The sequence below is a fragment of the Dyadobacter sp. 32 genome, assembly GCF_902506755.1.
Taxonomy (GTDB): Bacteria; Bacteroidota; Bacteroidia; order Cytophagales; family Spirosomataceae; genus Dyadobacter.
In genome coordinates, this window is the sequence record NZ_LR735258.1 from 1,890,760 (window position 1) to 1,917,555 (window position 26,796).

The following is a 26,796-nucleotide window of genomic DNA, read 5'->3' on the forward strand; positions in this document are numbered from 1 at the left end:
TAGGAATAGTGTTCAGAAATTTAAAAGCTTACCAGACTGTCCAGCCACCATCTACCGCCAGGTCATGACCCGTAATGTAGGAGGAAGCACCGGACAACAGAAAAGCAACGGAGCCTGCTATCTCGGCCGATTGCCCTACTCTGCCCAAAGGGGATTTACCGGACAGTCTTTCTACAAAGGCCGGGTGGTTATTTTGTACATCGGGATTAGGGAAAGGACCAGGCGATATACAGTTGCAGCGCACATTAGATTTACCCCAATGCACGGCCAGGTAACGCGTCATCTGGATAATACCGGCCTTACCTACTCCATATTCAATGGGGTTTTTAGTCATCGGTTCGAGATAAACCTCCGGATACGGGGATACAGAACCGTACATGCTCGAAAACAGCACAATACTTCCGCGGTTCGCTAATGCCATTTCCCGTCCGATTGCTCGGGTTAGCATAAAAGTGGACGTTAAACCACCATGGTTCACCATGTCAAAGTCGTCGGCCGTGAGCGCGTCCATTTTCTTCGCTGTGGTAGCCGTAGTGAGATTCACATAGCCGTGCGGAACGCCCTGTTTTTCTACATGATCTTTCACAAATTGTTCAGCCGCAACCGTATCTCTGATATCCAGTGAGGCAAAAGAGACATGCTTCAATCCCTCTTTTTTGATAAAACTTTCGGCTCGGTCATCCAGGTCCACGCAAAGCACCTTTGCACCTAGTTTGTCGAGCAAGGTTACTATTGCCTGACCGAGGTATCCCGCCCCGCCAAAAACCCATATGTGTTTGTCTTTCAGATTCAGGAAATCGTTGATTGGATTTGTCATTGGCAAAAAAATGGTTGGATCATACATACTGTCATTAAAAACAGCCTTATTTTAAAAATTTACCCTGCTTTAATATTTCACTCCATTTGGCGTAACCTTCAGCCGTGAGATGAACGCCATCCCAGGTAAATTCCCTTTTCAGTTTGGCCTCGGCATCGGCAAAGTGTCGGTACAGATCAATATAGGTTACGCTTTCCACTGCAGCGAGCTTTTCCAATCCGGAGTTCACTTCCCGGATCAGTGCATGTTTGCTGGTGTGAGCGGGCAATTTGTTGAACGATTCGTTGACCGGCAACATGCTTTGCAGATAGATTTCAGTAGCCGGCGACTCCGCCTTTATCCGCGAAACGATCCGTTCGAAATTGGTAAGGAGTACACTTGCGGGCGTATTCCGGGCCAGATCATTGATCCCGATCATCAGAAAAACCTTGGCGGGTTTACCACCGGTTACCTCATCCAGTCTTTCCAGAACGCCGTAACTCGTATCGCCGGGGATTCCTCTGTTTTTGGCATGCCGGTTCTCCAATAATGCCTGCCATTCGGCCCAGAATGTGATGCTGTTACCCAGAAAAACGATGTCCTTTTTGGAATGCCTGAACGTTTTCATCAATGCCACGCGCGGCGCATAAACATCGGGCCGGGCGGTACTGTCCCAGGTAACCTGCTGAGCCACTGCATCCCGCAGCGACACCCCAATAATCAACAGTAAAAATAGCGGAGTGCAGAGATGACCTCTTTTCATAGTTATTTTATTATGACGATTATAGGTGCAATCTTGCCTAATCTACAGTTAATGGTCTGCAGTCTGTCATCGTTCGGACGTCAGGCACTCCTCTTATTTAATTTCCAGGATCGTACCGGCAATGTGCTGCGGCCCACCTGGTACATTATAATAGTAACTTACCAATACTTTGTTTTTGTCGAGCTGCACGGCCCAGGGATAGCCAAGATCCGTAGTACCACCGTCCGTACGCAGTACAATTTCAGGGGCCGTGGCAAAATCAGTACATTCGGCATTCAGGATACGGGCGCGGATCCCCAACGGTTTATGGCGATAACCATAGGAGACCAAAACACGGTTATCGGGCAGGCGAAGCGCCTGCAGCGGGTGCCCCTGAAAACCCATTTTCTCCCATGAAAAGGTTTTTCCTCCATCTTTCGACCTGGCAATACATGCCTGATCGTCCAATCCGGCAGTTCTCAAAAACGCGACAATGTCTCCTTTGGGTGTTTCGTAAACAGAAGCTTCATTGAATGAAACTTTTTCATCCACCGCCACCGGCGCCGAGTATTTCCAGGTCAATCCTTTATCGGACGAGATCAGTAAATGGTTGGAGGTTTTCTTGGGCATTTCCTGATCCGACGCCGCCACTACCCAAAAAATTCGACCATCCTTACCTTCGTACATGGCACCGCGGTTGTAGGCCGGAACCATGTCACCCATAGCAGTATGATTAATTTCCGGTGCAATATGCGGCGGATACAGGGGCCCTTGCCAAGACTTGGCGCCATCTGTAGACCTCATCACATAGCCTCCCAGAAAAACGGCTCCACCGGCCAGAAAGTAGGGCTTTTTCAAATTGTCCATACCATCCGGACGAACAAAGGCCCAGCCATAACTCGCACAAAGCAATGTGCCGTCCTTCAGTTGAAGCAGGCACGGATCCTGCGATCCGCCAAAGGTATGCGCGTAGATGAGCTCCGGTTCCTTTGTCCAGGTTTTACCATCTTTGGATTTCACAGCTACGAGATAGCTGTTGGGATCGACATGGCTGGTACCTTTTTCACCAAAAACCTTACGATTAGGCGCTCGACGGAAAGCCAGAACAAATTCCCCGTTTTTTTTCCTGATCACCGAGGGAAATGCGGAATGAAATTTGGCGTCCTGATAAATGATTATGTCCTCGATCTTCCGGACACCAGGAACGCTGTCAACGGCAAAGATCTTATGGTCAGAAGGAAAAACTGGCCTCGCCTGCACCTCCGGTAACCCACTGGTAACCAACAAAGAAAACAGTCCACAACCGAGTATTTTATTAGTTTTAATCATAAGGAATTAAGGAAAATTTGACTTAATAAATAATTTAAGTTGTTGGCGGATACGCTGACTCACCTGAAAAACTCCGGGATTAAGTCCCGACCTATTTTCTGCACGCCGGCAACCTCCTTGGGATCAATGGACTGATAAGGCCACCGCACTCGGGTGCCAGCCGGTACCATGCCACCAACCACAGCAAGAAATTTATCCAGCGCCATATCGGAATAACCTGAAAAATGAAATGGAAAAATACATTGTTCAAAAAACCGGGCAATCCGGCTCTCGAGCTCCAGTGCACCGGCCAGATCGGTCTGCATCTGTTGATACCAACGATGAGCGGCCTGAGGATTTATACAGGCCATATTGGAATAAGCTCCTGCCGCTACGCCCTCACGCACACCCGTAGCGAGTCGATGACCCGGCACAAAAACGGAAAGATCCGGATGGATCTGTCGCATTTCGGAATACCATTCCGGCCCACCTGCTCCGACTTTTATTCCGATCAGTGCAGGAATAGCCAGAGCCAACCGGTGAAAATCAGCTGGTTTCAGGACTGTTTTAGCATGACCGACGTGGTACAGCACCATGGGGACAGGGGCCGCTTCTGCTGCCATCCCTTCCAGAAATGTCAGTTGCTCCTGCTGATTCGCCGCAATCCAGTCGGGCAAAATAACCTGGAAAGCTCCCGGTTTCAAAGCGGCCGATCTCCTGATTCGCTCCAGAGATATAAGCGGACTCGTGTGACTGGCTCCAATCTGAAACGGAATTTTGGCTTTTATACACTTTTCCGCAAGCATCAGGCTGATCCGGTCAAACTCCGACTCGGTCTGGTTGAAAAACTCTCCTGCGGTTCCATTGGAATAAACACCGCTGATTTCAGCATCACAAAGGATATCAAGCTGATTTTCCAGACTTCCGAAATCGATACGATTGTCGGCCTGAATGGGCAGCAGCAACGTACACCACGTTCCTTTCAAATTTTCTACCGAAAGTGTATCCATAAAGTCTTCAATTAAAAAACTGTTATATCTGATCCCGTAGCCGGCACGTGTCCACTATTTCCCATTCAGAATGGTTAGTGATTTGGGTTCAGGAAAAATAGCATTTGAGGGTTTTTCGGGCACCCTAAACCGGTAGGCACGGATCCCGCTTCCTTTGCCCTCCTCATAATATACCACCAGTACCGAGCCGTCCTTCAGTTCAACCGTAGAGGGATAAGCGCCCAGGGTCTCATCAACCAGATAAGGCCCTTCCCAGGTTTTCGCTTCGTCCCTGCTGATCCGCAAACCGGTGTAACCCTTTTTAGAAGGTGCATCTCTGAAAGCCCTGGTTGTGAGCAGAATTTCTCCTGATTTCAATCTGGTGAATGAAGGCGAATGCCCCCGGAAACCAATATCCTGTACATCAGACCAGGTTTTCCCCATGTCCTTACTGGTGGCATAATGCATGTGTACCTCCTGTTGCGCACGCAGTGCCGCATACAATGTGCCATCCTTTAGTAAAACCACATCCGTTTCTGCAGCAAGTGGCAGATTGGCCTTTTCTCCAATGGTAATCACCGGTCCCCAGGTTTTGCCCTTGTCTTTGGACAACATGACACCACCCCAGGCCTTCAATCCGCCCTTTCCTTCCTGGTGGTACACCGGTAAAATTGTGGTACCATCCGGCATTTCACGTACCTGCGCAGATGAGAGCCAATCTATATCTCCTGTTTCCAGCAACGTGGCATTTTTGTCCCAGGTTTTACCGTTGTCCTTAGACCACAGCAACTGAGGACTTCCCAGCATCTTGTATTCTCTTGAACCAAAACTGGGGTAACGAAGCGAAAAAAAGCTTATGACCACCATGCCACTGCTTAGCTGCGCAATATGAGCGTCGCGGTTGTCGTCCGCGTCATCATAAATCGTAACGGGTTTGCTCCAGGTACGCCCTTCGTCTTTCGAGCGGACCAGACAAATGCGCCCTGCCTTCGGATACTTTTCGCTTTGCGGGGTAACATGCTCGTCACCAGCATAAAACACGGCAACGATGTCACCGTTTTTCAGGCGGCACGCATCCGGAAATGCCTGATAATCACCCGCGTCGCCTCCTTTTGAAATGAGCATGTGCTTCGCCGAATCAGCGGATGTAGTCTCTTGTATCGAACGTGCCATCAGTGAAAAAGACCCGGCAAGGCAAATCGACAGTACCAAGGTTGAAAATGCATTTTTTAACATCATGATCGTGGTTTAGGAATAGTGGTTTGGAAAAGCTGTTAGCGGCTAGATTGGCCGTTGGCTCCATAGTTGCTCTATTTAAGCTTATATTTCAATCCTGACGAATTCTATACTGGTTTCATCCGTATGGTCCCCGGCATAATAGTAGGCCAGGACTTCGTTGTCACTGAGTTTTAATAATCCCGGATGCCCTACTGAAAAGGCTGCCATTTCGGCCCAGGCATCGTTCATACTGACCTGGCGGCTGTCTTGTTGCTCAATATTTTTTCTTTCGTAAATCACAAGTGCTTCATCATAAGTTCGTCCCAAATCACGGGTTGTCCTGACCGTGATTACCGGAGACGAAGTACGGTCAATACTGATGGTGGCCATGCGACCGTCACCGAGGTCGGCTGGCTGGCCGGGCTGGCCGTAAATGCCGGTATCGTAAAGATCGCCCCATGTTTTCCCGCCGTCCGTGCTATGGCGGGCGTGGATGTTGATATACGTTTCTTTTTTCCCATCCAATGTCCAGAAAAAATCAATCACGGAATTGCCATCAGATAAGACGGCAGGTCGCTGATCCCAGTAATACATATCCTTTTCGGCGGTAACATTCACCATGTCCTTCCAGGTTTTGCCCCCATCGTAAGAGAAAACAAATGCAGACCTGTGTAACCACGGGGTTTGGTCCCAATCGTATTTATTAACCTCAAACTGACATATCAGGGTGCCGTCTGCCAGTTTTAACGGCGGGCCTGTAAGGGGCACGGGACCATCAGCTCCAGGAATTTCCATTAATTCGGGAGCAGACCACGTCGCTCCGTCGTCTTCCGATATACTGATAAAGATGCGCGTGTCTTTTAGGCTCTCATTTTCCGGATTATAGTAAGGCAATGACATATCCGATGCATCCATCCAGTTGGAGAGCATCATCACACGTGTGCCGCCAAGTGACAGAAAATACAGTATGCGGCTCAAACCCGGAACGTGACCGATATCCGGAAGTTTTACAGGTTCAAAGGGCTCGATCCAGGTTTGCCCCTGATCATCCGACCAGCTCATTACCGCGTGCTGAAAGTGGCAGTCCCCTTTGATCTCCGCTGCCTTAAAACCAGCCAGCCATCGCCCGGACGGTAACTTTTCTATACAGGGAAAAGTATTGCTCCGCAGATTAATATTATCCGCTGACTTCGGGATCGTGCCTTTACCGATGATTTTCATATGGTCTTCGCTTTATCTGCTGTGTCCTTTTTGATCCAATACAGCAGCCCTACACAAAGAATCATCAGAACTGCTGCCGATTGAAAAATATGCCCCAGGTCTACTTGCATATCACGCAAAACGCCTCCGGCATAAACACTGGCACCACCGATGATACAGGCAAACAAATTAAGTACCCCGTAACCTGTAGCCCTGTAACGAGGGTCAGCACTCAGACAAAGGATAGGCATAATATTGGCATCGCAGAACATACGGGTGAGCCCGTAAACCATAAACATGGCAATGGCTAATGGCAGAACGTTGGTATAACTGGCAATAAATATACACGGAGCTGCGATGCACAGGCCAATCACGGGAATGTATATCTGGGCATCGGCATTCTTCCGTCCCCAGCGATCGGCAAGAAAGCCACCCAGGATAACCCCAACGATCGATGCAGGGTATAAGTAACCTGTGGCGTACAATCCCGCCATTCCCTGTGAAAGCTTAAAATGCTCCTGATAATAAGTGGGGATCCACCCGGCGACCATCCAGCCTATGATACCCAGAAAGGCCCAAAAAATAGCAAGTAGTACAAACGATCGCTCCCTGAACAGGCTCTTTACAGCTTCAAAAAAATTAACTTTGGGTTCTATGGATTGAGAAATACTACGCACTGTTTTTGGTGCGTCTTTAAGCAGGATCAAAAGTATGAACGCGTATGCTACGCCAAAAGCTCCAAATACGCTGAAGGCTGTGTTCCAGGTATGCTTTTCCGCTATCCATCCACCGACAAAACCAAGACTTTGGCCTACCATGATCCCGGCTATGTGAATGCCCGAGGCCAGGGATTTGCTGGGGCCTTTGTGATAATCAACAATGAGGGCCAGTGCAGCTGGAATATAACACGCTTCGCTGATCCCCATGAGTACCCGTGTGGCCAGTAACTGTTCGAACGTTGTAACGTAAGCGGTAAGCCAGGTAACGGCTGACCAGATGAACAGACTGACAATGATAACCCGGCTGCGGTTAAAATGGTCCGCAAGAAAGCCGGCAAATGGGCTGAGTAAGCCATAAACCCATAAAAAAACGGAGGTCAAAAGGCCAAACTGGGCATCTGTCATGGGCATGGCCTGAACAATGGATGTCCGCATGGTCGTGATCATCGTGCGATCGAGATAGTTCAGGCAGCCTACCACACAAAGCAGCCCCACAACCATCCAGGCGCCCGATGGCAATACATCATCCGCTTTCAATGCTCTTGTTTCCGTCATGGTAAGGGTATCTAAGTTTTAAACAACACTTAAGGGAAATCAATCTGTTTTAAATCTCCCCAAGGGCACCGCGGCGAGGTAAACCATACTCTTTCCTTCATGACTCGAATAATAGGACACCCAAAGCTGCTTCTTGTCCAGGATCAATCCGGGATAGCTATTATCACCGCTGCTGGGAAGTTTGATTGTCCTAAGGACTTTGCCCTGAAGATCGGTAACATGCAGGGCTGTTGAAGCCAAGGTACCTTCATGAAACCGGGTGCCGATGATCAGCCTGTCCTTTCCCAGGAATTGAAAATTAGGACCTCCGAGTCTTACACTCATTTTGTGATACTGCCACGTTTTGTAAGGAAAGTCGCTTACGGCCAGCACACCCATCTGATCATCCGTTTCCCTTCTCACCAGAATGTACATTTTGTCCTTGCTGTCGAACCGCACGGTTGACTCATTCGGACTTCCATCGATGGCGATACCCGGTACTTTTTCATAGTGTTTACCATCCTTGGTGCTCAACAGCTGCGCAAACATGGTTCTGACCCTTTTACCATCGACAGTCTTGTAATCGGCGGTGTACATGATGCCATAGCCAGTGCCTTTATGCCAGGTAATACGCCAGATCCAGTCCAGTGTAGGGGTGATGTCCTTACCGAAAGTGGTCTTTTCGGGTTTCGAAAAATTAGCGCCTGACCTATCCGACAATGAATAATAAGGGGCCAGTGTAAGGTATTTGCCATCTTTGAAAATGCCAGCCGCTACAATCGCCATCATGGTTCCATCGGGCCTCAACGATAACCGGGCCTCTCTCACATCCTCTGCGTCCATGTCAAACAGGGCCACCGTTTCCCAGTCCTTTTTGTTTTTCGATCTGACGATCCTTACTTTTCCATTATTCTCATTGCCAACATGATTGGCTCCTTCTCTGAAAGTGATGTAGAAGTAGTCTTTAAACTGAACAAGATCGGGAAATGCGTTATGTTTTTCCTTGTCCCAGACTTTTGTGATGGTGATCGAATCACCGGCAAACCCGGTTTCCGCTTTAGCCAGAGAAAACCCTGAAAGAAGAAAGGCGAGGATACAATATTTGAAATTCAACATGCAATGGTGGATTAAATGATGGGCACTAAGGTTTACTTCATTCTCCGATTAACTCTCCCTTTGCCTGCATTTCCTGTTGCAGCTTGGCCTGATAAGCGGCTTTGGCTTCCACATCTTCTTTGGCTGACTCTCCAAAATAGATAAAACCCAGGGCTTTACGGGTGCGGTCGGGGGTTTGATTGCCATCCGCCCGATGAATGGTGAGGGAGTCGTGGATCAGCAGATCGCCAGGCCGGGCAGGAAAAGCAATCTCGTTTTCCATATCATCAGGCAATCCAAAATCGACAATACCCTGAGAGAAGCCTAATGTCTGGGTACGCCCGTGTGTACGCATGCCTTTGCGATGAGAGCCTTTTACGTAACGTACACAACCGTTGGCCTCGTCCACGTTTTCCAGCGCCATCCACATCGTAACTGCCTTGGCGGGCTTAAGCATGAAGTAATATCCGTCCTGATGTGGGGGAGTTGGTTTCCCGATTTTCGGAGGTTTGTTAAAATACTCCAGGATACGTGGAACCACCTTATCTTCCAGTAACACCTCCGCTATTTCACTGAATTTACTATCATGGAGCAAAGGAGCAAAGTCGGGATCATAATCAGAAATATGCATAATCTGCTTTAGGGTAGACAGATCATTTTTATCTTCATAAAACACATCCGTAGCGGGTAATCCCGGCACAACATTTTGAATAAAACTTTCCAGTTTTCCATTAAGCTCACCGATCTCTTCCACAGACAGGAAGCCGGGCAGGAAAACGTACCCATCCTCTTCAAATTTTCTTTTAATTGATTGGATATCCATTGTTTTTCAAATGATTCAGATTTAACAGACTTACTCTTTTATAGCAAATGCGGTCCGCCGCATGGTAAAATTGTTATATTGTTGAATTGTTATAACCTAGAATTTACAGTTAACAAATAGCTTAATATCAAAACATTGAATCAAAAACCCTCGACAACTCCCCCCTAAGCAATTCAACCATTTAACCCTTCAACAATTCAACCATATAACCATTCAGCAATCCAACCCCGCAACCATTCATCAATACAATTATCTACAAGTTTTACCATCAGACACCGGTTTTAGCCCGTATTGCCAGTTCGATACAAGCCACCGTCACCACCGACTTACCGCCGTTCTCCACCACGATCTCATTCCAGCCTTCCCTGACCAATCCTACCGGAAAGCGGAAATTGTAGGCTGTATTTTCTTCGGCATGCTGTGTATACGACCCCGTTGGAAACAGCAACTTATCCGTTTTTTCATGGTTCAGATTTGGCCAGCAACCATTGAACGAAACCGGTAAGTGTGTTACCTGATCACCGGCTTTCAGTACGATCTGTACCACCAGTTCCAGGTTTAAGTCCGTCGGTTCGGCACACATTGGAATTTTCAACGGATGCTGGGAAATGGGCTCCATCACCACCGGCAATTGCGGAGGAAGCTCAAAAGGAATCAAGTTAAATGACCGTCCGCCAATGGCAAAGGAATAATGTTTGGGGCGTCCGCGTAAATACCTCAAATCGTATATTTTACGAAGGGAGGCGTATTCGGTAATGACACCCGGAATCCTCGCCTGATCGGTGCAATAGAAGTTGAACCACTCAATCCCCTGTGCACCCAGCACCAGCTTTCCAGCGGCGTTGGCATGAAGCATTTCTTTGGTGGCCGACATGTAACGCAGCTTTTGGGTGGTATTCCGCTCCGGGTCGCGTGTGACCAGCGCGTTGGCTCCATCTTCAATGACACCGTAAATGGTGACTTTGGGCCCCAACAGTTCCCTGAGCTTATCATGCTCCATATCCCAGGTTGTGCACCAAAAGCCAGAAGGGCAAATAAAGTCAAGCGTTCCTTCACGGCAAAGGGTTACCACATCCAGACCAATACTTTTGAGAATACCCAGCCTGCCCGGGATACGCATCCCAAACGGATAGGGCCGGCCCGTTTTCTTTGCTTTGGCCTGAGTGAGTTTTCTGATTTCCCGAATCCAGTTGCTCATCATTTCCACGGTCTCTGCGGTGGCATTGGGTTCGCAGCAAAGCGGTTGCCTCCACCAATCCAGCTCAAGGCCTTCAAAATCGTAGTCTTCCACCACCTCCCGGATTTGCCTGAACATTATTTCCCGCACCTCGGTTTTTTCATAATTCATGCCTTCCCGGTAATTGGGATTATGAGGCCCATAGGCGCTGTTTTTCAACCGCATTTCCTTTTGTTTCAGAATCGGCAAATTGAAAAAACTCCCTTCAAAATTGTTACTGCCATGCAGATCATTCATCCGGATGCTTACCCATGAGGAAATTTTCCGTCTTCGGCAGGCTTTGGAAGTTTCGGCCAGCCAATCCACACCGGCATCGAGCAGGTCCTGATACCGATCCATAAATGCGGAGAAAGTATCCAGAAATTCTTCCACCGCCTCGGGCTCGGTGATGCCCTGGCAAATGGCATGCCCCCTGAAAAAGTCCCGGTCACCCCTTTTGTAGCCATCCAGAATGCTCGGAATGGTTTTGCTGGGATACCAGGCTCTGGAAGCATTGGCATTAATCACAAAGGTATCGATGTCGTTATCTGCCAGCTCATCCACAAACCGGTGAATGGCTTTTGCGGCAAAAGGCCCGCCCTGCAAAGTTTCTTTGGTATTGCGCTTTCCGGTTCTTGGATTAATTACAACAGCAAATTTGTAATCTTCCGGCTGCCATTTTTCAGGATTATAGAAAAACACACAGGTATCGCCGTTGAAGAGGTTTTTGTGCTTCTTTATCAGGTCTTCCCCAGCCTTTGCCGGCCGGGCATCCGACTCAGAAATGGAAGGATCACCGAAAATTCCGGGAAGCAAGGGTACGGCCCCTACGCTTGCCATGGTGTTTTTCAAAAATTCGCGGCGACCCTTTTCTGTTTCCTGCATATTTTTTGGCTACATTTTTGTGACTGAACAGTTTTAAAGCTTTACAGTTGGATAGCTCCTGGGAGCCAAAAAAGGCTACCAAAAATTAATCCCTTAACCTAATGACAATCGCCAACAATGAAAGCGCGGCGGGCAGCCATTCCTCCTCCTTTCCCCATCCTCCTTTCCTCCCTTTTCCTTTCCCCTCTTCTTCTTTATTTAAACCCCGGATTCTGCTTCACTTTCGGTTCGAGACTGAGCACTGTATTGGCTATGGGAAAAAGTAACAAGTCGTTTTGGCCCTTTTTACTTTTCAGGTTCGGCACCAGATCGAATGCCTTGTCAAACCGCACCAGATCCCACCATCTTTTTCCTTCGTATACCAATTCAAAAAGCCTTTCTTTGAGGATGATCTCATCATTGGCTTCTTTTGTTCCGTTCACAAACACATGTTTGTCATAGGCCGTTTTGTATGCTCTCATGCGTACTTTGTTAATTTCCTCTGCGGGATTCTGTCCCAGTGCATTTTTAGCTTCGGCTTTCAACAGAACGACATCGGCATAACGATAAAGCACAATGTCGCTTAAAAATAACCGCGTACCTCCGGTCAGCAATCCTCTTCCCTTCATAGCCAAAGTGGTGTAAAAGGTGGGTTTACCCGCGGCGTCATAGGTGAATATTTCATAGAACGACCCCTTCTTTCTTGTGTCGTCCTCGGTAAACTGATTCCGGACCAGCGGCGTGAGCACCAATAGTCCCTGCCCGCCGCCAACGGGCTGGATCAGCGCTTTGGTAGCCGCATCAATGTTGGCAGGAATGGCGCTGTCAATAATCCAGTGCAGCCAGAACTGATTGTTTGCGGCTCCATCCAGATCCTGGTAGCGGATCGTCATGATCGTCTCCTTGTTGCCTTTGTTGGCATATTCAAACAGGTCTGAAAAATTGGGCAATAGAGAAACATCCGCCTTTTCTACCTCGGTAATGGCGTTGAGCGCGGTGGTGAAGTCTGCCTGCCCCCCATTGAGTTTTTTTCCTGTCCAGAGAAAAACATCCGCTTTCAAAGTGTTGGCCGCAGCCTTGGACCACTTGGACCGTCCCGTAACAAAGTTGTTATCAGGGAATAGGGTTAGCGCTGTTTCAATATCACTTTTAATCAAAGCAAATACCTCCGCCTGAGGCGAGCGCTCCTTGATGGTGATTTCTGCGTTGGAGCTCTCTGTTGGTTCCGTACGGATGATCAGATCACCCCATGTTTTGGTCATCACAAAATACGTATAGGCCCGCATGGCATGAGCCTGTGCGAGTACGTTGTTCTTGGCTGCTTCGGTCTTAAAAGTAATTCCAGGAGCATATTTGATGATCAGGTTGGCCGAATTGACTACCGAATAGAAGCCACTCCAATCCGGGTGGTTTGGCTGATCGCCACTCAATTCATTCAGAAACAGGTCATTCCGCCCACTACCATACACCCCACCCTCAAAAACTTCACTGCGCTGTTCACCCAGAGTCATAATCGCCGCTGACACATTTCTCAGGTTCACGTACATTCCGTTGAGCGCACCTTCGGCATCATTCTGTGTTTTCCAGAATGAGGTGGTGGTAATGACGCTCGTAGGCGCTACGTCCAGCACATCGCAGGAAAATGTACCCAGACACACCAGCATGACAATCGATATAATTCTAAATTTTCTCATGATCTCGTTTTTTATCAGAATGAAAGATTGGCTCCGAAAATGATATTTTTAGGCATGGCATAACGTCCGTCGTCCTGGCCACCCTCTTCCGGGTTCAGGCCCAGGTATTTGGTAAAATAATGGATATTATTGGCCGTGACGTTAAACCGGAGACTGGCTATTTTCAGTTTGTTCAAAATTTTGGACGGAATACTATAACTCAGCGTTACCTCGCGGATGGCCAGGAAATTACCCGACTCCATGTATGTGGAGTTTCCGCTTGTGGTCACACCATCGAACAAATTACGCTGCGTTCTTTCCCCACCCCAGTACGAGCGTGGCATGTCGGTGATGTCACCCTGTTTTTTCCAGGAGCGGTCAACCATTCGTTGGGTGAGGTTTCCATCCGAATACAAATTGCCATCCAGGAACATGCGTCCCCAGTTGAAAATCGTATGTCCGGTGGTATAATCCATACGCACATAGAGGTTGAAGCCTTTATACATCAAATTGTTAGACAAACCACCCGTCCACAAAGGATAGGAATTTCCCATATAACGTTTGTCGCGTGAGTCAATGATTCCGTTTTTATCGGCATCATAATATTCCACATCCCCGCCAAACTGTGTTTTGTCGGCCCCCACGATGTAGGAAGCAACAGGACCTTTGCTGGCAGCTTCGTCGGTCGCATAGATGCCCACCTGCTGCCTGTCGTACATTTCACCGAGCCTGATTCCTTCCTGCAGCCCGCCTTTCCAGGCGTAGTCCTGTATTGCATCATCCCAGACCAGTATACCACCCACCCGATTGTTTGGAATACCGTTATAAGGCAGTTTCAATATTTTATTCTTCGTTTTGGAAGCATTGAAGGCTATATTCCATTGGAGCGGCGAATTCACGGAAAGCACACGCGCACCCAGCTCAATTTCAAAACCTCTGTTTTCAAGCGAACCCAGGTTGGTCAATACACTTCCAAACCCTGTTGACTGTGGCAAGGGCAGGCTTGTGAGCAAATTGCTGGTTTCGCGGCGGTAATAATCGAGGATCATGGTGATCCGGTTGTCCAGGAAGCCAAAGTCGGCACCTATATCAAAGGTTTTGGATTGCTCCCATTTGAGGTCTTTGTTAGGAATAACGGTATTCTGTATGGCTGCGGCACCACCGTATTTGGCCCCTACGCCATAGGCACCCTGCGCAGTAAAGTCACCCAGCCCTGTGATGTTACCATTGACCCCGTAGCTACCACGTAATTTGGCCTGAGATACGGTCCGTGAAAGTCCATTCCAAAAATCCTCCTTATGCATGTTCCAGCCCACAGATACACCGGGAAAGAAACCCCATTTATATTCTTCTCCCAAATTGGAAGCGCCATCGTATCGCATATTTACGGTTAGCAAATATTTCATCTGATAATTGTAGTTGGCACTGGCAAAATATCCCATTATGGCTTGCTTGGTTACAGTACCGCTTACCGCAGTGGCCTCACCGGAAGCATTCAGGGTAGGGATCAGATCTGTTGAAGCTCCACGGCCGGTTGCACTTATGCCCGACGTATCTCGTACAAAATACGATAACCCTGCCCTAGCGTCTATATTATGATCCTTCCCAAGCGTTTTGTTGTATGAAAGCACAGCATCCGCCTGCGTTTGGCGCCATTTTGAAGCACTGGCTGAGGAAATACGAGAGTCTACATAGGCTAGCGGACCGTTCCAGAAACCCGGCTGAAATGACCGTACTTCCCGATTTACATTGTACATCGAAACCTGGGGCTCAAACGACAGGCCGGGGAGAATTTGCCAGTTAGCACCAAGGGCCATGGTAAGTTTTTCATTGGAATTATCATAAAGCCGTGTGTTCATCTGGTATTCTGGATTTCCAATTCCATTGTTGGTTCCAGGAGCAAGGGTTCCGTCCTCAAACTTGTATTTGGCTGTGGGCGCTAAACCAGCATTGCGATAAAAGGTTACGGCTGTTGAGCCATAGGGCACATTACTCTTCGCTCTAGAAAACATAACCCTCGAAAAAACGCTCAGGTTTTTCTTCACTTTGATATCCCCATTCAAGTTGAAACTCAACCGGTTGTATTTTGTCGTAATCACCGTTCCATCGGCTGTCATGTATCCTACGCCTGCATTGAAGCTTGCCTTATCGGTACCACCTGTTACGGAGAGATTGTGATTGTGCGAAATACCTGTCTGATACATCAGTGACTGAAAATCGGTATCCTGAAATATGAGCGTCTTGGTAGGATCTGCCGGATCGGGCATGCTTTCCCAGCCTTCATTCAGTTTATGCTGATTGTCCGGAGTGAGGTACTGCGTGGTGAAAGCGGTATTGTTGGTCAGATCATTTCCCGTTCCATATCCCATGGGGAGTGTCAGACGTGAGGTATTATTCCCAAATTTAGGGGCTCCAAATACACCAAGCCTGTTCAGCGTAAGGTAATCGCGGGCGTTGGCCAACTCCCATAATTTTCCAGGTTTGGAAGTCGTCAGATCATAGGAATAATTGATGCGGGTCTGGCCCGACTTCCCGGTTTTGGTGGTAATGATCACTACACCGTTGGAGCCTCTTGCACCATAGATAGCAGTGGATGCAGCATCTTTCAGTACCTGCATGGAGGCAATGTCGTCGGAATTGATGTCGTTCATATCAGTCCGGATCACGCCGTCGATAATATACAGCGGGCTGGCCCCATTCGGGTTGTTGATAGAGGTTCCACCGCGCACAATCACACGCGGGGCCGCACCCGGCTGGCCAGATGTGCTTTGCACCCTTACCCCCGAAACTGTTCCCTGAAGGGCAGAAGCAGCATTGGCATAAGGTACATTTTCCAATACCTTATTGTCGAGCTTGGAAATAGAAGTGGTCACTGTTTCCCGTGACTGCGTGCCATAACCCACCACCAAAACCTCCTGAAGAACCGCGATGTCGGCCTTTAGCGTCACATTAATTACCGAGCTGTTACCAGCGGCAATTTCCTGGCTTTGGTAACCTATGAAAGAAAATATAAGCGATGCACCCTCTGGGGCAATCACTGAATAATTCCCCTGGGCATCCGTGCTGGCACCTGTGGTGGTTCCCTTCACCTGTATATTGACGCCAGGCAGCACTTCGTTTTTCTCGTCAACAATTTTCCCCGATATCTTCCCTGTTGTCTGCGAAAATGATGCTTGCATACAAAAGCACATCATCACAACAAATAACAAAAGATTCCTAGAGTGAAAAAGATGCAGTAATGTTTTCTCTTGCATAACAATTGGCTTAGAAGGTTTTGCATAATTTAACTTTCACAAAACTAAGTTCTGCCCGATTGCTGTTCCTCTACTTTTGTTTGCTTTTGTAATACTATTTTTCAGGAGGTATTTTGCGACTGCCATAAATGGAAGACAACGTATCTGCACCGCTTCAATCGCCTGATTTAAACCTTCCTGAACCCGTTACAAGCATCCGAAGAGGACGGCAATTGTGCAGGCTAAACCGCCTGCGTTACCCATGCAACATACAACCCAAAAGTAGTCCAGAGTCCTTCACTAAAAAAGGGTATTGGATATGGAAGCCGAACAATGGCCAGCAACCGTCATTTCCGATGCCCTGCTAAGCCGAAGGGATCATTAAACGCAAGGCACTATACGAAATTCTCATACGCCATCTTCACAATAAAGCCTTCACAACTGCCATGTGCAATAATTCCATTCCAGCCACATTTCACAGGGCATCTACCTTTTAACGATAGTTCCTGCCTATAATTTGTTAACATTTATTTAACCCTCGCCAAGGCCACTTATCGCTGTTCACAACGTATGTTTGTTTTTTTGACGCACATGATACACCCATCAGCCGGCAGACGATCATTGGAAATACCTCATTTTGACCGAATCTTTAGTAATTCAAGATAAACTATTACAGGATAAAGAATCGCTGTTTTATGGATAGTCCAAATTCTGTGGGTGTGCGTAAATTACTTGCAGATGCAATGAATAATTGAATTGTATAGCTCGTTCCAAAAACCAGGCGCCATGGATAAAGTTGGAAATAAGGAGATGAATCTTGCTCAGATAAGTGATGCCCAATTATGGACAGGCATTGTTGACGGCGACCGGCAGGCCTTTCGCAAACTTTACGATCGGTATGAAGATGAAATGTACCGGCTGGCGTTACGGAAACTTCATTCTCAGGAGCTGGCTGAGGAAATAGTTCAGGATGTATTCGTTGAACTCTGGGAAAAACGCCATACGCTCACGATTAAGGAGGTGAGGTTTTACCTCTTCCGTTCCGTTAAAAATGGTATACTGGATCAAATAAGAGCGCAGATTGTGCGGCAAAACTATCAGAATGCACACACACCAACAACAGAACCCAATGCCAATCAAACCGACGATTCGCTTGCGCTGTACGAGCTCATGGCAGCCATTTATGCCGGCATGGATAATCTTTCGGAAAAAACCCGCGAAATTTTCAGGTTTAACCGCCTGGAAGCCCTGTCACCGGACGAAATCGCATCCATCCTCAGTTTGCCAAAGCGAACCGTTGAATACCACATCACCATCGGCCTGCGCGCCATGCGGGTATCACTAAAAGACTATCTTCCCCTGTGGATTGCACTCATTCTGCAGTAAATGCTTGTGCGATTGTATTGCCCCTGCCCCGTTAAAGTTGCTTCAAAAAAATAAATGAAATAATGTGCATCTGACTTTGCGGAAATTTCTTCCTGAAACGTCTTGATTTAAAACAACACAAAACCTCCATGAGATTTCCCTTTTCAAAAGGTTTCCTGAAGCTGCTGACCCGCTACCGCAACAACCAATCCACTTCCGAGGAGAAGGAAGTGCTGGACACCTGGTACGAGTCGCTCGATGATCCGGACGCAGATACTGCTCGTGATCGAAAAAGCAGGGAACAGGTTTGGATGAAAATCATGGATCGGACCTCTCCTGCCGCCGCTAACGGAGGGCGCCAGGCAAAATCCAGTCGCAGGTTCCTGTATTATGCAGCGGCAGCCGTTGTTGTTCTTGCGAGCAGTTTGATCGGTTATTTCGCCTACCGGGGCGATCTGCCCACTTCTCCGATTATGAACAATGCCATTTCCACTATTCTTGAAAACGACACCGATAAACCATCGAAAGTCGGTCTGCCCGATGGAAGTACTGTGATCTTGGAACCAGCAGCCAGGCTTTCGTACACCAGTCATTTCAACAAACAGACCAGAACCGTGCAGCTGGAAGGAAACGCATTTTTTTCCATTGCAAAAAACAAGAAAGTTCCATTTATCGTAAAAACGCAAACGATCGAAACAAAGGTACTCGGCACCGAATTTTCGATCAGGAAAAATGTGGCCACCGGAGAAACCGAGGTGGAGGTCATCACCGGCAAAGTGGAAGTAAATGTTATAGGCAATGCCTCAGGGGCCCAAGAGCGAAAGCACGTATTTCTTACAGCAAACCTGAAAGCAACATTCCAGCCTGAAAATAAGGAACTGGTGATGAGCCTCATAGACCTTCCCCAAATGGTGGATAAGCAGGAGGCGATGCCCGAACAATTCATTTTCAAAGAGCGTCCGTTGCGGCATGTCATCGACCGACTGGAAACAGCCTACGGGGTGTCCATCAAGGTGGCTAACAGCGAAATGCTGAATTGCCCCATCACGGCCAACCTTTCAAATGAACCCTTGTCTACCCAGCTGGCTATTGTGGTCACCGCGTTGAACGCTGAATTTACAGTGGCTGAGAATGGTATTCAAATAAACGGTGGAGGATGTGTACCGTCGATCAAGAACTCCAGATAATCTGTAACGAAAACCGTGTTCGTGTGCAAAAGCCCGCAACGTCTTACATAAGCATAAAGTCGTCTATTCCTAAACCCTGAAATTCATTCACCTGTAACCCATTGCCCTATGCCGATTCCTTTTTATTCTCAGAACAATTAATTCAATTCTTCGCGAAAAACTTTACAACCTTTAAAAGTAGAACGTATGAAAAATGTAAGACGACTCATGTCTTATAGGGGGATATGTATCGCCCTAATGGTACTGCAAATTTTCAGCGCTGTCAGATCCCGGGCGTCCCATACCGAAGCGCAGGATCTTTTGCACTACAAGGTGCGGCTGCAGGTAAAAGATATGGAGATCAGCGATGTACTGGCTCAACTGGAATCCATGGCCAAAGTAAGTTTCGTATATAGCTCCCGTGTGATCCCCTTGCACCGAAAAATTACCCTGAATACCACGGATAAAACCATTGCGCAGATACTCGACAACCTGTTTTTACCAGACCGGGTCAACTATACCAGTATTGGAAAGCGCATCATCCTGAGTATGCCTCCTACGTTGCCCGGCAGCTCCCAGGCAATTGAAAATGAAACCATACAGCCTGCCGAAAAACGGGTCACAGGGGTAGTAACAGACGACAAACAGGAGCCGCTTCCGGGAGTAAGTATTCTGGTAAAGGGAGAACAGCGGGGTACCGTCACCGATGAAAAAGGATTTTTTAGCATTTCCCTTCCGGAGGGATCCTCGATACTCACTTTTTCCTTCGTCGGCTACCTTTCGCAGGACATTACAGTGACTTCACAGCGGCAGCTGTCTGTAACCTTGGCTCCCGACACCAAGTCGCTGGATGAAGTAGTGGTAACAGCCCTGGGACGCCAGAGAAAAACAAAAGCACTGGGTTATTCGGTAGGCGAAATAAAAAGCGAAGATCTTACCAAAGTACCTCAGGACAATGTCGTGAATGCCCTGACAGGCAAGGTGTCCGGCGTTCGGGTAATCAACACCACACCCGACCTGAACAGCGACCCAATGGTACTGATCCGCGGGTATACTTCACTATCCGGAAATAACTCTCCGCTGATCGTTGTGGACGGGCTTCCCACGGGAACCGATATCAGTGTGATGTCGGATCTGAGTGCCGACAATATTGAAAGTGTGAGTGTACTGAAAGGAGCCAGTGCTGCTGCATTGTATGGTTCAAGAGCTGGTAACGGCGTTTTGCTTATCACCACAAAGAGTGGCAACAAAGGAAAAAAGGGGCTGGGCGTGAGCGTCAATGCAGCCTATACGGCCAGTATCCCTTACGACTTTGTGCCACAGCAGCAGCGCTTTGTGAATGGTTCAAACGGGAACTTCGATCAATCGAGCAACCTTTGGTGGGGGCCTCAAATGGGCACTTCGGTGGCGCGATTTGGTACGGATGGTGTGGCTACGCCTCTGGAAGCGCATCCCGACAACGCCAAAAATTTTGTCAATGTGGGTAATAGCTTTGTCAACGACGTTACCATTTCCAACACCAACGAGAAGCTGAGCTTTTCCCTGTCCCTTTCGGATACCCGTGGAACGGGTGTATACCCGAATAGTAATTTGCGCAAAGATGCGATTTCCCTATCCGCGTCATACAATTTCACCAACCGACTAAATGTCAGCGCCAATTTCAATTACTTAAATTCAGGCTCAGACAATTTCAGAGGATTGTCCTATGACAATTACCCTTACGAGGATCTCTATTTTACCCCAAACTGGATCGATATCCATGATCTCAAAAACTATTGGACAGAGGAAAACGTCCAGCAAAGGGTATGGTCCAACGGCTTCAATAATCCCTGGTTTACGGTAAATGAAAATATCAATACATTCAAAAAAATAAGACCTTACGGAAACATCAAGCTGAGCTGGAACATCACCGATGACCTGAGTGTGATGACCCGCATAGGCGGCTTCAATGAGTCTTACATCACAGACAACCGTACGGCCAAATCAGAAAAATCGGTTCCAAACGGAGGATACGCACATTTGGCAAGAGCGTTTCAGGAAATCAACACCGACTTCCTGATCAATTACAAAAAGAATATCAGCCTCTTCTCGCTAGACGCTTCTGTGGGAGGCAACCTTTTCTTTCAAAACAATTCATACTCAAGCATAACGGGTCAAAACTATGTATTGCCAGGCTTATACACCGCCAGCAATATCGACCGCTCGTCGGTGGGTTACTCGGCCACCCGGTCCAATAAACGGATTAACAGTTTGTACGGCATGGCCTCGATCGGATTTAAAGATGCCATTTTCCTGGAACTGACCGGCCGAAACGACGTTTCAAGTACGCTGCCTGTTGACAACAGATCTTATTTTTATCCGTCTGCCTCCCTCAGTGTCGTGCTGAGCGATTTGTTAACACTTCCCAAATCCATTTCGCAACTTAAACTACGCGGTGGCTGGGCAAAAGTGGGAAAAGATACAGGCCCATATGCGCTGGACATGAATCTGGTGAGAAGCACCTGGGGCCAGGCTACTACCTACTCCCTGCCCGGCCGCACCCCAACAAGCAATCTGCTGCCCGAAAGCACCGTATCAACGGAAGTAGGGGCTGATGTTTCCTTTCTTAAAAAAAGACTCGGGCTGAATTTCACCTATTACGAAGTAGAAAACAGAAAACAGATTACCGGGATATCGGTTTCGAGTTCAACGGGGTACACTGCTGCTAACGTCAATGCAGGAATTGTACAGAACAAAGGCACCGAAATTTCACTTCGCGTGGTGCCGGTTCAGACCAAATCGGTTAACTGGGACTTCATTTTCAATTTCACCAAAGAAAGAAGCAAACTTACTGCCTTACCAGCAGGGGTGAGCAATCACCAGTTCTGGGAAAGAAACAACATTTTCAGCCAGACACGACTTGGCGGAACCGTTGGTGACCTTTGGGGCCCCGACGTTCTGCGGGTAAAAGAAGGGCCTTACGCCGGCTGGCCGCTGTTGAATGCTGCGGGGGCTGTGCAACTGGGTACAGGCAACATCCTCCTCGGAAATGTGATGCCCGACTTTACGCTTGGCTTCCAATCCAATGTTTCAGTGAAAAGATTCACCTTTTCGGCAAGCCTGGACTGGCGGCAGGGCGGCGAATACTATTCCGAGAGTATGAAGCGCCTTACACGTGACGGACGGCAGGACAGCTGGTACAAGGGAGAAGGGTCGAGTACACTCAGCGGTATCCTGAGCAACAATTCCTTTAATGGCGACAATGCCGCACTGGCTGCCGAGATCAAAGGCAACCCCGACAAGTACAATGCCATGGATGGCCTTACCTATGTGGGTGGCCGTACTGCTGAACTGGGCGGTTTCAGCTACGGAGGCAATATCGCAAACGGGTCCTTCTTCCCGGGTGTGATTGCCGGTGCCAACGGCGAATACATCGAAAACTTCGGTGCAAACGGAACCAAATACTTCCGTACCGACCTGATCGCCGATCCCGGGGCAGGCTACTGGAGCCGGGGTGTTCAGTCGTGGATGTACGATGCTTCCTTTATCAAACTAAGGGAACTATCCGTTGCTTACAAGCTTCCCGAAACTTTGACCAGGCGCGTGGCATCCGGCGGTATTTCGGTTTCGCTTTTCGTAAGAAACCTGATGCTGTGGACCAAAGCTAAAAACCACATCGACCCCGAGTCTACCATGATGAACAGCAGTGACCAGTTCACGGGCACACCGAACTATCTGCTTGGTTATGACAGGGCTTCGTTCTATCCATGGACGATGTCATCGGGAGTAAAATTAAATATTCAATTCTAACAGGATATATATCATGACGTTTCGATCCAAAATTAACTTTCTGAGTGCAGGTCTCATGGTGTCAGCGATGCTGATGGTGGCTGGTTGCCAGGATCTTACCGAGATCAATAAAAACCCCAACTCACTTACCGACGACAAAGTTAATCCGGCTTATGTATTGACCTCGGTCATCACGGGTTCAGCTTCCGAGCTGGCAGACCTTTCCTTTTCAGGAAATATTACACAGCGGGTTGTGCCGGAAGCCATGCAATATACCCAACGCGATTTCCTTGAATTTTCGGTCACCAATCAGTTTGGCTGGCTGTCGCTTCCATTCGACTACCGCGGTTTGTACCTGCCACTTGCCAATGCCAGTTATCTGGAAAGACGTGCTGCCGGCAACCAGGATTCCCTGTTTTTAAAAGGTACTGCCAAAGTAATGCAGGCGCTCTGGTACGGCGTGGAGACCTCCGCCTGGGGCGACATCCCCTACTCCGAAGCGCAAAAAGGCACAGGAAATCTGCAACCGGCATTTGATAAGCAGATCGATATATTTACAGGCATTATTAAAAGCCTCGACGAAGCAAACGGCGCGCTCACCAGAGCGGTCTCTGTGAAATCGGCCGTGGTAAGCGGAGCGGACCTGCTTTACGGAGGCAATGTCCTCAAATGGAGACAATTCGCCAACTCTCTGCGATTGAGATACCTGATGCGGTTATCAGCCAAAACCGAGGCTATGAAGGCCGTGGGACTGGATGTACCTGCCGAATTCAAAAAGATGGTGTCCGATCCCACCACCTACCCACTCATCACCTCCAGTGCCCATGACGCTGCACTGAGATTTCCGGGCACCAATACCACCGATTCCTGGACGATGGGGCCACTGATCACCACGACGCTGTCGGAATTCTACCGCACCAAAGCGGCATCCACAATCGTAGATTTTCTAAAGGAACGTAACGACCCACGTCTGACCATCTGGTTCAGGCCGGTGGAAGTCCAGACACTTGTACGGGACCGGGGTGCGGATGTGGTGATTGCCAAAGACGCTGCGGGAATGGTGAAACGCTATATGAAAACATACCAGGCGGGCGTGGACACATCCTTGTATGTAGGTCTCAAAATCGCCCTTTCCGACCCGGACAGCTACAACAGTAACAATGCTGCACATCGCACCCAGGCGGTTGCACTAAACAGTGCCATCTACAACAGCGGTGCCGGCAATCCATTCGTATCCTACCTGGGAACCATTTACCGGACCAACACCGACCCGCTGGTTAAAAGTATATTCATCTCAGCAGCAGAGGTTAACTTCACCCTCGCTGAGGCCGCTTCCCGCGGATGGATCACCGGATCAGCTTCGGATTTTATGCTGGCAGGGGTATCCGCCTCACTGGATCAGTATGCCATTGCCAACGGCGATGTGAAAGTCTACAACCCCACCACGCATGCCATCGTTGCCTTTAACAAAACGGCTTTCCTTGACAAGATCAAAGGTGAGTATGAGGTGGCAACAGACAAACTGGAGGTGATTATGCAACAGAAATGGGCTGCCGCATTTACCACCATGGAGGCCTGGTTTGATTACCGGAGAACTGGTTACCCCAAAATTGGCAAAAATATTATCAACGGCGGTAAAGGTGACCAAATTCCCATAAGATATATCTACGGAGAAAGTGAAACCAACTACAACACGGAAAATACGAACGCAGCCATTTCAAGACTATCGCCTGCCACCAACGATCAGTGGGCGAAAATGTGGCTTTTACAATAAGATCAAACGCAACGTTAAAACTTCCAGCGAACGGCAGCCTGTACGGGTTGCCGTTTTTTGTTTGGTTATGCCTAAAACACCAATGGTGACCAAAATAAATCGCTACGGTAAAATATAAACCACCTCAGATACCTGAGTTCACCTAAGAAAAAAGTTGGTTATCAACGGCCCGATACATCTAAGATGGACAATGGCTTCTAAAAAAGCGCTAGGGTAAAATTTAAACCACCTCAGATACCTGAGTTCACCTAAGCAAAAAGTTGGTTATCAACGCCCCGATACATCTGAGATGGACAATGGCTTCTAAAAAAAACCTACCGTAAAATTTAAACCACCTCAGATACCTGAGTTCACCTAGGTGTTTTCGACTTTGGCTCAAATTGCGATTTTTTTGATCCTTATACGTCGAATTAACTCTAAAAAATAATCATGACAATTGTAATATCTATTAGTATTACTAATAGATATATAACTACATTGCGTTTCTTAAAACTCAACTGGATTAACTTAAAAAACAATGACTAAAAAACTACTCCGACCTCACCAGAAGGTCATTAAAATTCTTGCGTTCTCCCTTGCTCTTTTTGGCGCGCAAGCAGGCCATGCGCAGCAAGCCTTCGTTGCCACCGGTGGCGATGCGACCGGAGCGGGAGGCTCTGCCAGTTTTTCCATAGGCCAGGTCATTGATACGGCACCCGAATCCGGTTCGGGCTCGGTGAGCCAGGGCGTTCAGCAAGCTTTTGACGACGCTGTGCTTCCCGTTACCCTTGTGTCTTTCACCGCAGCTGTTGTAAACGACCGTGTGCAGCTACGATGGGAAACCGCTTCGGAGCTCAACAACGATTTCTTTACCGTTGAAAGAAGTGCCGATGCCGTTCATTTTGAAGAAATGACCCGGGTGGCTGCCGTGGGAAATAGTAATATTTCTACAAAATACAACTGGACCGATGACGGTGCGTTGACGGGCACCAGCTACTATCGTCTCAAACAAACCGACTTTGACCTGACTTCCACTTACTCCACCATGCGTGCGGTAACGATCAGCAGTCTGGCAGGTACGATCGTCTACCCCAATCCTGCGGTTGATCTGCTGACGGTAAGGGATGCGAAGAATCAAAAGAGTGACCGCTCTTATCAGATTTTCGACCTGAACGGGCGGATGGTGATGGATAAAACAGTCTTAAACAGTCACAAAATGATTGATTTAAGCCCGCTCCTTCCTGCCACCTACGTGATTCGATTGAGCAACAAAAGTGAAGTAAAAGAATTTAAAATCGTAAAAAATTAAAACCATGCTGACTACTCTACAAAAATCGATTATTACCACCGCATTTTCTCTGTTTATTTGCCTTACCGCTTTCGCTCAGGCACCGGAAATGATGAGTTATCAGGCCGTTATCCGCAACAGCAGCGACGTCCTGGTTAAAGACCTTCAGATTGGCATACGTATTTCCATTCTCCAGGGATCGGCCTCGGGCACGCAAGTGTACCAGGAAACACATACCCCTACAACCAACGCCAACGGACTGGTGAGCCTGTCTATCGGCAACGGAAGTTCGAAGGCAGGAAGCATCGCCAATATCAACTGGGGCAACGGACCGTATTTTATCCAAACAGAGACCAACCCAAGTGGCACTACCCCTACCTACACCATCACCGGAACCACCCAGCTGATGAGTGTGCCTTATGCACTGTATGCCAAGACATCCGGTAGTGCACCCGAATTTGCCTATATCTACAATGACGGCGCTCAGGTGGTGCCAGTACAAGCCGATGTGACCTTTACCAGTAACGGCGTTAGCACGAGTTCAATTATCCATACTCCCGGAACGTCATTGATTATATTAGCAACAGCAGGCCTTTATGAAGTAATGTTTAATGTCTCAAGTGTTGAACCCAACCAGTTTGCCATTTATCAGAATGGCGCTCCAGTTTCGGGATCCGTCTACGGCTCAGGTGCAGGTACACAACAAAACACGGGTATGGTGATCATCAGCGGTGCTGCCGGGGATGTATTATCCCTGAGAAACCATGGAAGTCCTGCGGCGGTTACCCTGCAGACGCTGGCCGGTGGAATCACAACCAACGTAAATGCATCAGTAATGGTCCGCCGCCTGAATTGATCAAAGGGCAGAACCATCGGGCTCATATAACCCGGATGCCAGTCAGGTAAATGTGTTTACCGCCTGGCGTATCCAATAGTAAAACCACTTTTGAACGGATCTGACAGGAACATGATTGTTCTGGCGTCAGATCCGTTTTTGCTTGATACAGCATGCCTTTTCTTGCGAATTTTTTTAAGCCTAATTTCCT

The 26,796-nt window shown here is 48.1% G+C and carries 18 protein-coding genes; 6 read left to right on the forward strand and 12 right to left on the reverse strand.

Annotated features, from left to right (window positions below; translation table 11 throughout):
* Window positions 1-28: 28 nt before the first annotated feature.
* The 12 genes from DYADSP32_RS07620 to DYADSP32_RS07675 form a co-directional block, all read right to left on the reverse strand.
* Window positions 29-817: an SDR family oxidoreductase gene (locus DYADSP32_RS07620; RefSeq protein ID WP_149243290.1), complete on the reverse strand. Its 789-nt coding sequence runs from the start codon at window positions 815-817 to the stop codon at window positions 29-31.
* A gap of 46 nt (window positions 818-863) precedes the next feature.
* Window positions 864-1,559 (reverse strand): GDSL-type esterase/lipase family protein, encoded by a 696-nt coding sequence (locus tag DYADSP32_RS07625; RefSeq protein WP_149243289.1) that lies wholly within the window; start codon window positions 1,557-1,559, stop codon window positions 864-866.
* Window positions 1,560-1,652: 93 nt separating this feature from the next.
* On the reverse strand, window positions 1,653-2,867 hold the full coding sequence (locus DYADSP32_RS07630; RefSeq protein ID WP_149243288.1) for a sialidase family protein: 1,215 nt from the start codon (window positions 2,865-2,867) through the stop codon (window positions 1,653-1,655).
* Window positions 2,868-2,926: 59 nt separating this feature from the next.
* Complete coding sequence (locus DYADSP32_RS07635) at window positions 2,927-3,856, reverse strand: dihydrodipicolinate synthase family protein (RefSeq protein ID WP_149243287.1); 930 nt, start codon at window positions 3,854-3,856, stop codon at window positions 2,927-2,929.
* A 54-nt stretch (window positions 3,857-3,910) separates the two neighbouring features.
* A complete protein-coding gene (locus DYADSP32_RS07640; RefSeq protein ID WP_149243286.1) occupies window positions 3,911-5,074 on the reverse strand; it encodes a sialidase family protein in 1,164 nt (387 codons plus the stop codon).
* Between the two features lie 81 nt (window positions 5,075-5,155).
* Complete coding sequence (locus DYADSP32_RS07645) at window positions 5,156-6,274, reverse strand: sialidase family protein (protein ID WP_149243285.1); 1,119 nt, start codon at window positions 6,272-6,274, stop codon at window positions 5,156-5,158.
* Complete coding sequence (locus DYADSP32_RS07650; RefSeq protein ID WP_414617604.1) at window positions 6,271-7,527, reverse strand: MFS transporter; 1,257 nt, start codon at window positions 7,525-7,527, stop codon at window positions 6,271-6,273. The genes DYADSP32_RS07645 and DYADSP32_RS07650 overlap by 4 nt, the downstream gene beginning before the upstream one ends.
* Window positions 7,528-7,566: 39 nt before the next feature.
* Entirely contained in the window at window positions 7,567-8,622 is a 1,056-nt protein-coding gene (locus DYADSP32_RS07655; RefSeq protein WP_149243284.1) for a hypothetical protein, read from the reverse strand.
* Between the two features lie 37 nt (window positions 8,623-8,659).
* Entirely contained in the window at window positions 8,660-9,424 is a 765-nt protein-coding gene (locus DYADSP32_RS07660; protein WP_149243283.1) for a phytanoyl-CoA dioxygenase family protein, read from the reverse strand.
* A 268-nt stretch (window positions 9,425-9,692) separates the two neighbouring features.
* Window positions 9,693-11,525, reverse strand: coding sequence for a hypothetical protein (locus DYADSP32_RS07665; protein ID WP_149243282.1), 1,833 nt, complete (start codon window positions 11,523-11,525; stop codon window positions 9,693-9,695).
* Window positions 11,526-11,719: 194 nt separating this feature from the next.
* On the reverse strand, window positions 11,720-13,198 hold the full coding sequence (locus tag DYADSP32_RS07670) for a RagB/SusD family nutrient uptake outer membrane protein (protein ID WP_149243281.1): 1,479 nt from the start codon (window positions 13,196-13,198) through the stop codon (window positions 11,720-11,722).
* A 14-nt stretch (window positions 13,199-13,212) separates the two neighbouring features.
* Window positions 13,213-16,356 carry a SusC/RagA family TonB-linked outer membrane protein gene (locus tag DYADSP32_RS07675; protein WP_414617605.1) on the reverse strand — a complete coding sequence of 1,048 codons (3,144 nt, stop codon included), beginning with the start codon at window positions 16,354-16,356 and terminating at the stop codon, window positions 13,213-13,215.
* 840 nt (window positions 16,357-17,196) lie between these two features.
* Between DYADSP32_RS07675 and DYADSP32_RS07680 the strand changes: the two genes are divergently transcribed.
* The 6 genes from DYADSP32_RS07680 to DYADSP32_RS07705 all read left to right on the forward strand — a co-directional run bounded on the left by DYADSP32_RS07680 (window position 17,197) and on the right by DYADSP32_RS07705 (window position 26,606).
* The gene (locus DYADSP32_RS07680) at window positions 17,197-17,796 is read left to right on the forward strand and encodes an RNA polymerase sigma-70 factor (protein ID WP_149243279.1); all 600 of its coding nucleotides are present in this window, start codon (window positions 17,197-17,199) and stop codon (window positions 17,794-17,796) included.
* 128 nt (window positions 17,797-17,924) lie between these two features.
* Window positions 17,925-18,962: a FecR family protein gene (locus DYADSP32_RS07685; protein WP_149243278.1), complete on the forward strand. Its 1,038-nt coding sequence runs from the start codon at window positions 17,925-17,927 to the stop codon at window positions 18,960-18,962.
* A gap of 186 nt (window positions 18,963-19,148) precedes the next feature.
* Window positions 19,149-22,730, forward strand: coding sequence for a SusC/RagA family TonB-linked outer membrane protein (locus tag DYADSP32_RS07690; protein WP_149243277.1), 3,582 nt, complete (start codon window positions 19,149-19,151; stop codon window positions 22,728-22,730).
* A 13-nt stretch (window positions 22,731-22,743) separates the two neighbouring features.
* Window positions 22,744-24,483: a SusD/RagB family nutrient-binding outer membrane lipoprotein gene (locus tag DYADSP32_RS07695; protein WP_149243276.1), complete on the forward strand. Its 1,740-nt coding sequence runs from the start codon at window positions 22,744-22,746 to the stop codon at window positions 24,481-24,483.
* Window positions 24,484-25,000: 517 nt separating this feature from the next.
* Window positions 25,001-25,771, forward strand: coding sequence for a T9SS type A sorting domain-containing protein (locus tag DYADSP32_RS07700; protein WP_149243275.1), 771 nt, complete (start codon window positions 25,001-25,003; stop codon window positions 25,769-25,771).
* A gap of 4 nt (window positions 25,772-25,775) precedes the next feature.
* The gene (locus tag DYADSP32_RS07705; RefSeq protein WP_149243274.1) at window positions 25,776-26,606 is read left to right on the forward strand and encodes a BclA C-terminal domain-containing protein; all 831 of its coding nucleotides are present in this window, start codon (window positions 25,776-25,778) and stop codon (window positions 26,604-26,606) included.
* Window positions 26,607-26,796: the final 190 nt, after the last annotated feature.

What these genes read in the sequence shown, in the direction of transcription:
- DYADSP32_RS07645 (WP_149243285.1), bottom strand. Translation starts at nt 6,274, where the DNA reads ATGAAAATCATCGGTAAAGGCACGATCCCGAAGTCAGCGGATAATATT.
- DYADSP32_RS07635 (WP_149243287.1), bottom strand. Translation starts at nt 3,856, where the DNA reads ATGGATACACTTTCGGTAGAAAATTTGAAAGGAACGTGGTGTACGTTG.
- DYADSP32_RS07660 (WP_149243283.1), bottom strand. Translation starts at nt 9,424, where the DNA reads ATGGATATCCAATCAATTAAAAGAAAATTTGAAGAGGATGGGTACGTT.
- DYADSP32_RS07700 (WP_149243275.1), top strand. Translation starts at nt 25,001, where the DNA reads ATGACTAAAAAACTACTCCGACCTCACCAGAAGGTCATTAAAATTCTT.
- DYADSP32_RS07690 (WP_149243277.1), top strand. Translation starts at nt 19,149, where the DNA reads ATGAAAAATGTAAGACGACTCATGTCTTATAGGGGGATATGTATCGCC.
- DYADSP32_RS07695 (WP_149243276.1), top strand. Translation starts at nt 22,744, where the DNA reads ATGACGTTTCGATCCAAAATTAACTTTCTGAGTGCAGGTCTCATGGTG.
- DYADSP32_RS07650 (WP_414617604.1), bottom strand. Translation starts at nt 7,527, where the DNA reads ATGACGGAAACAAGAGCATTGAAAGCGGATGATGTATTGCCATCGGGC.
- DYADSP32_RS07670 (WP_149243281.1), bottom strand. Translation starts at nt 13,198, where the DNA reads ATGAGAAAATTTAGAATTATATCGATTGTCATGCTGGTGTGTCTGGGT.
- DYADSP32_RS07655 (WP_149243284.1), bottom strand. Translation starts at nt 8,622, where the DNA reads ATGTTGAATTTCAAATATTGTATCCTCGCCTTTCTTCTTTCAGGGTTT.
- DYADSP32_RS07675 (WP_414617605.1), bottom strand. Translation starts at nt 16,356, where the DNA reads ATGCAAGCATCATTTTCGCAGACAACAGGGAAGATATCGGGGAAAATT.
- DYADSP32_RS07685 (WP_149243278.1), top strand. Translation starts at nt 17,925, where the DNA reads ATGAGATTTCCCTTTTCAAAAGGTTTCCTGAAGCTGCTGACCCGCTAC.
- DYADSP32_RS07625 (WP_149243289.1), bottom strand. Translation starts at nt 1,559, where the DNA reads ATGAAAAGAGGTCATCTCTGCACTCCGCTATTTTTACTGTTGATTATT.
- DYADSP32_RS07680 (WP_149243279.1), top strand. Translation starts at nt 17,197, where the DNA reads ATGGATAAAGTTGGAAATAAGGAGATGAATCTTGCTCAGATAAGTGAT.
- DYADSP32_RS07705 (WP_149243274.1), top strand. Translation starts at nt 25,776, where the DNA reads ATGCTGACTACTCTACAAAAATCGATTATTACCACCGCATTTTCTCTG.
- DYADSP32_RS07640 (WP_149243286.1), bottom strand. Translation starts at nt 5,074, where the DNA reads ATGATGTTAAAAAATGCATTTTCAACCTTGGTACTGTCGATTTGCCTT.
- DYADSP32_RS07665 (WP_149243282.1), bottom strand. Translation starts at nt 11,525, where the DNA reads ATGCAGGAAACAGAAAAGGGTCGCCGCGAATTTTTGAAAAACACCATG.
- DYADSP32_RS07630 (WP_149243288.1), bottom strand. Translation starts at nt 2,867, where the DNA reads ATGATTAAAACTAATAAAATACTCGGTTGTGGACTGTTTTCTTTGTTG.
- DYADSP32_RS07620 (WP_149243290.1), bottom strand. Translation starts at nt 817, where the DNA reads ATGACAAATCCAATCAACGATTTCCTGAATCTGAAAGACAAACACATA.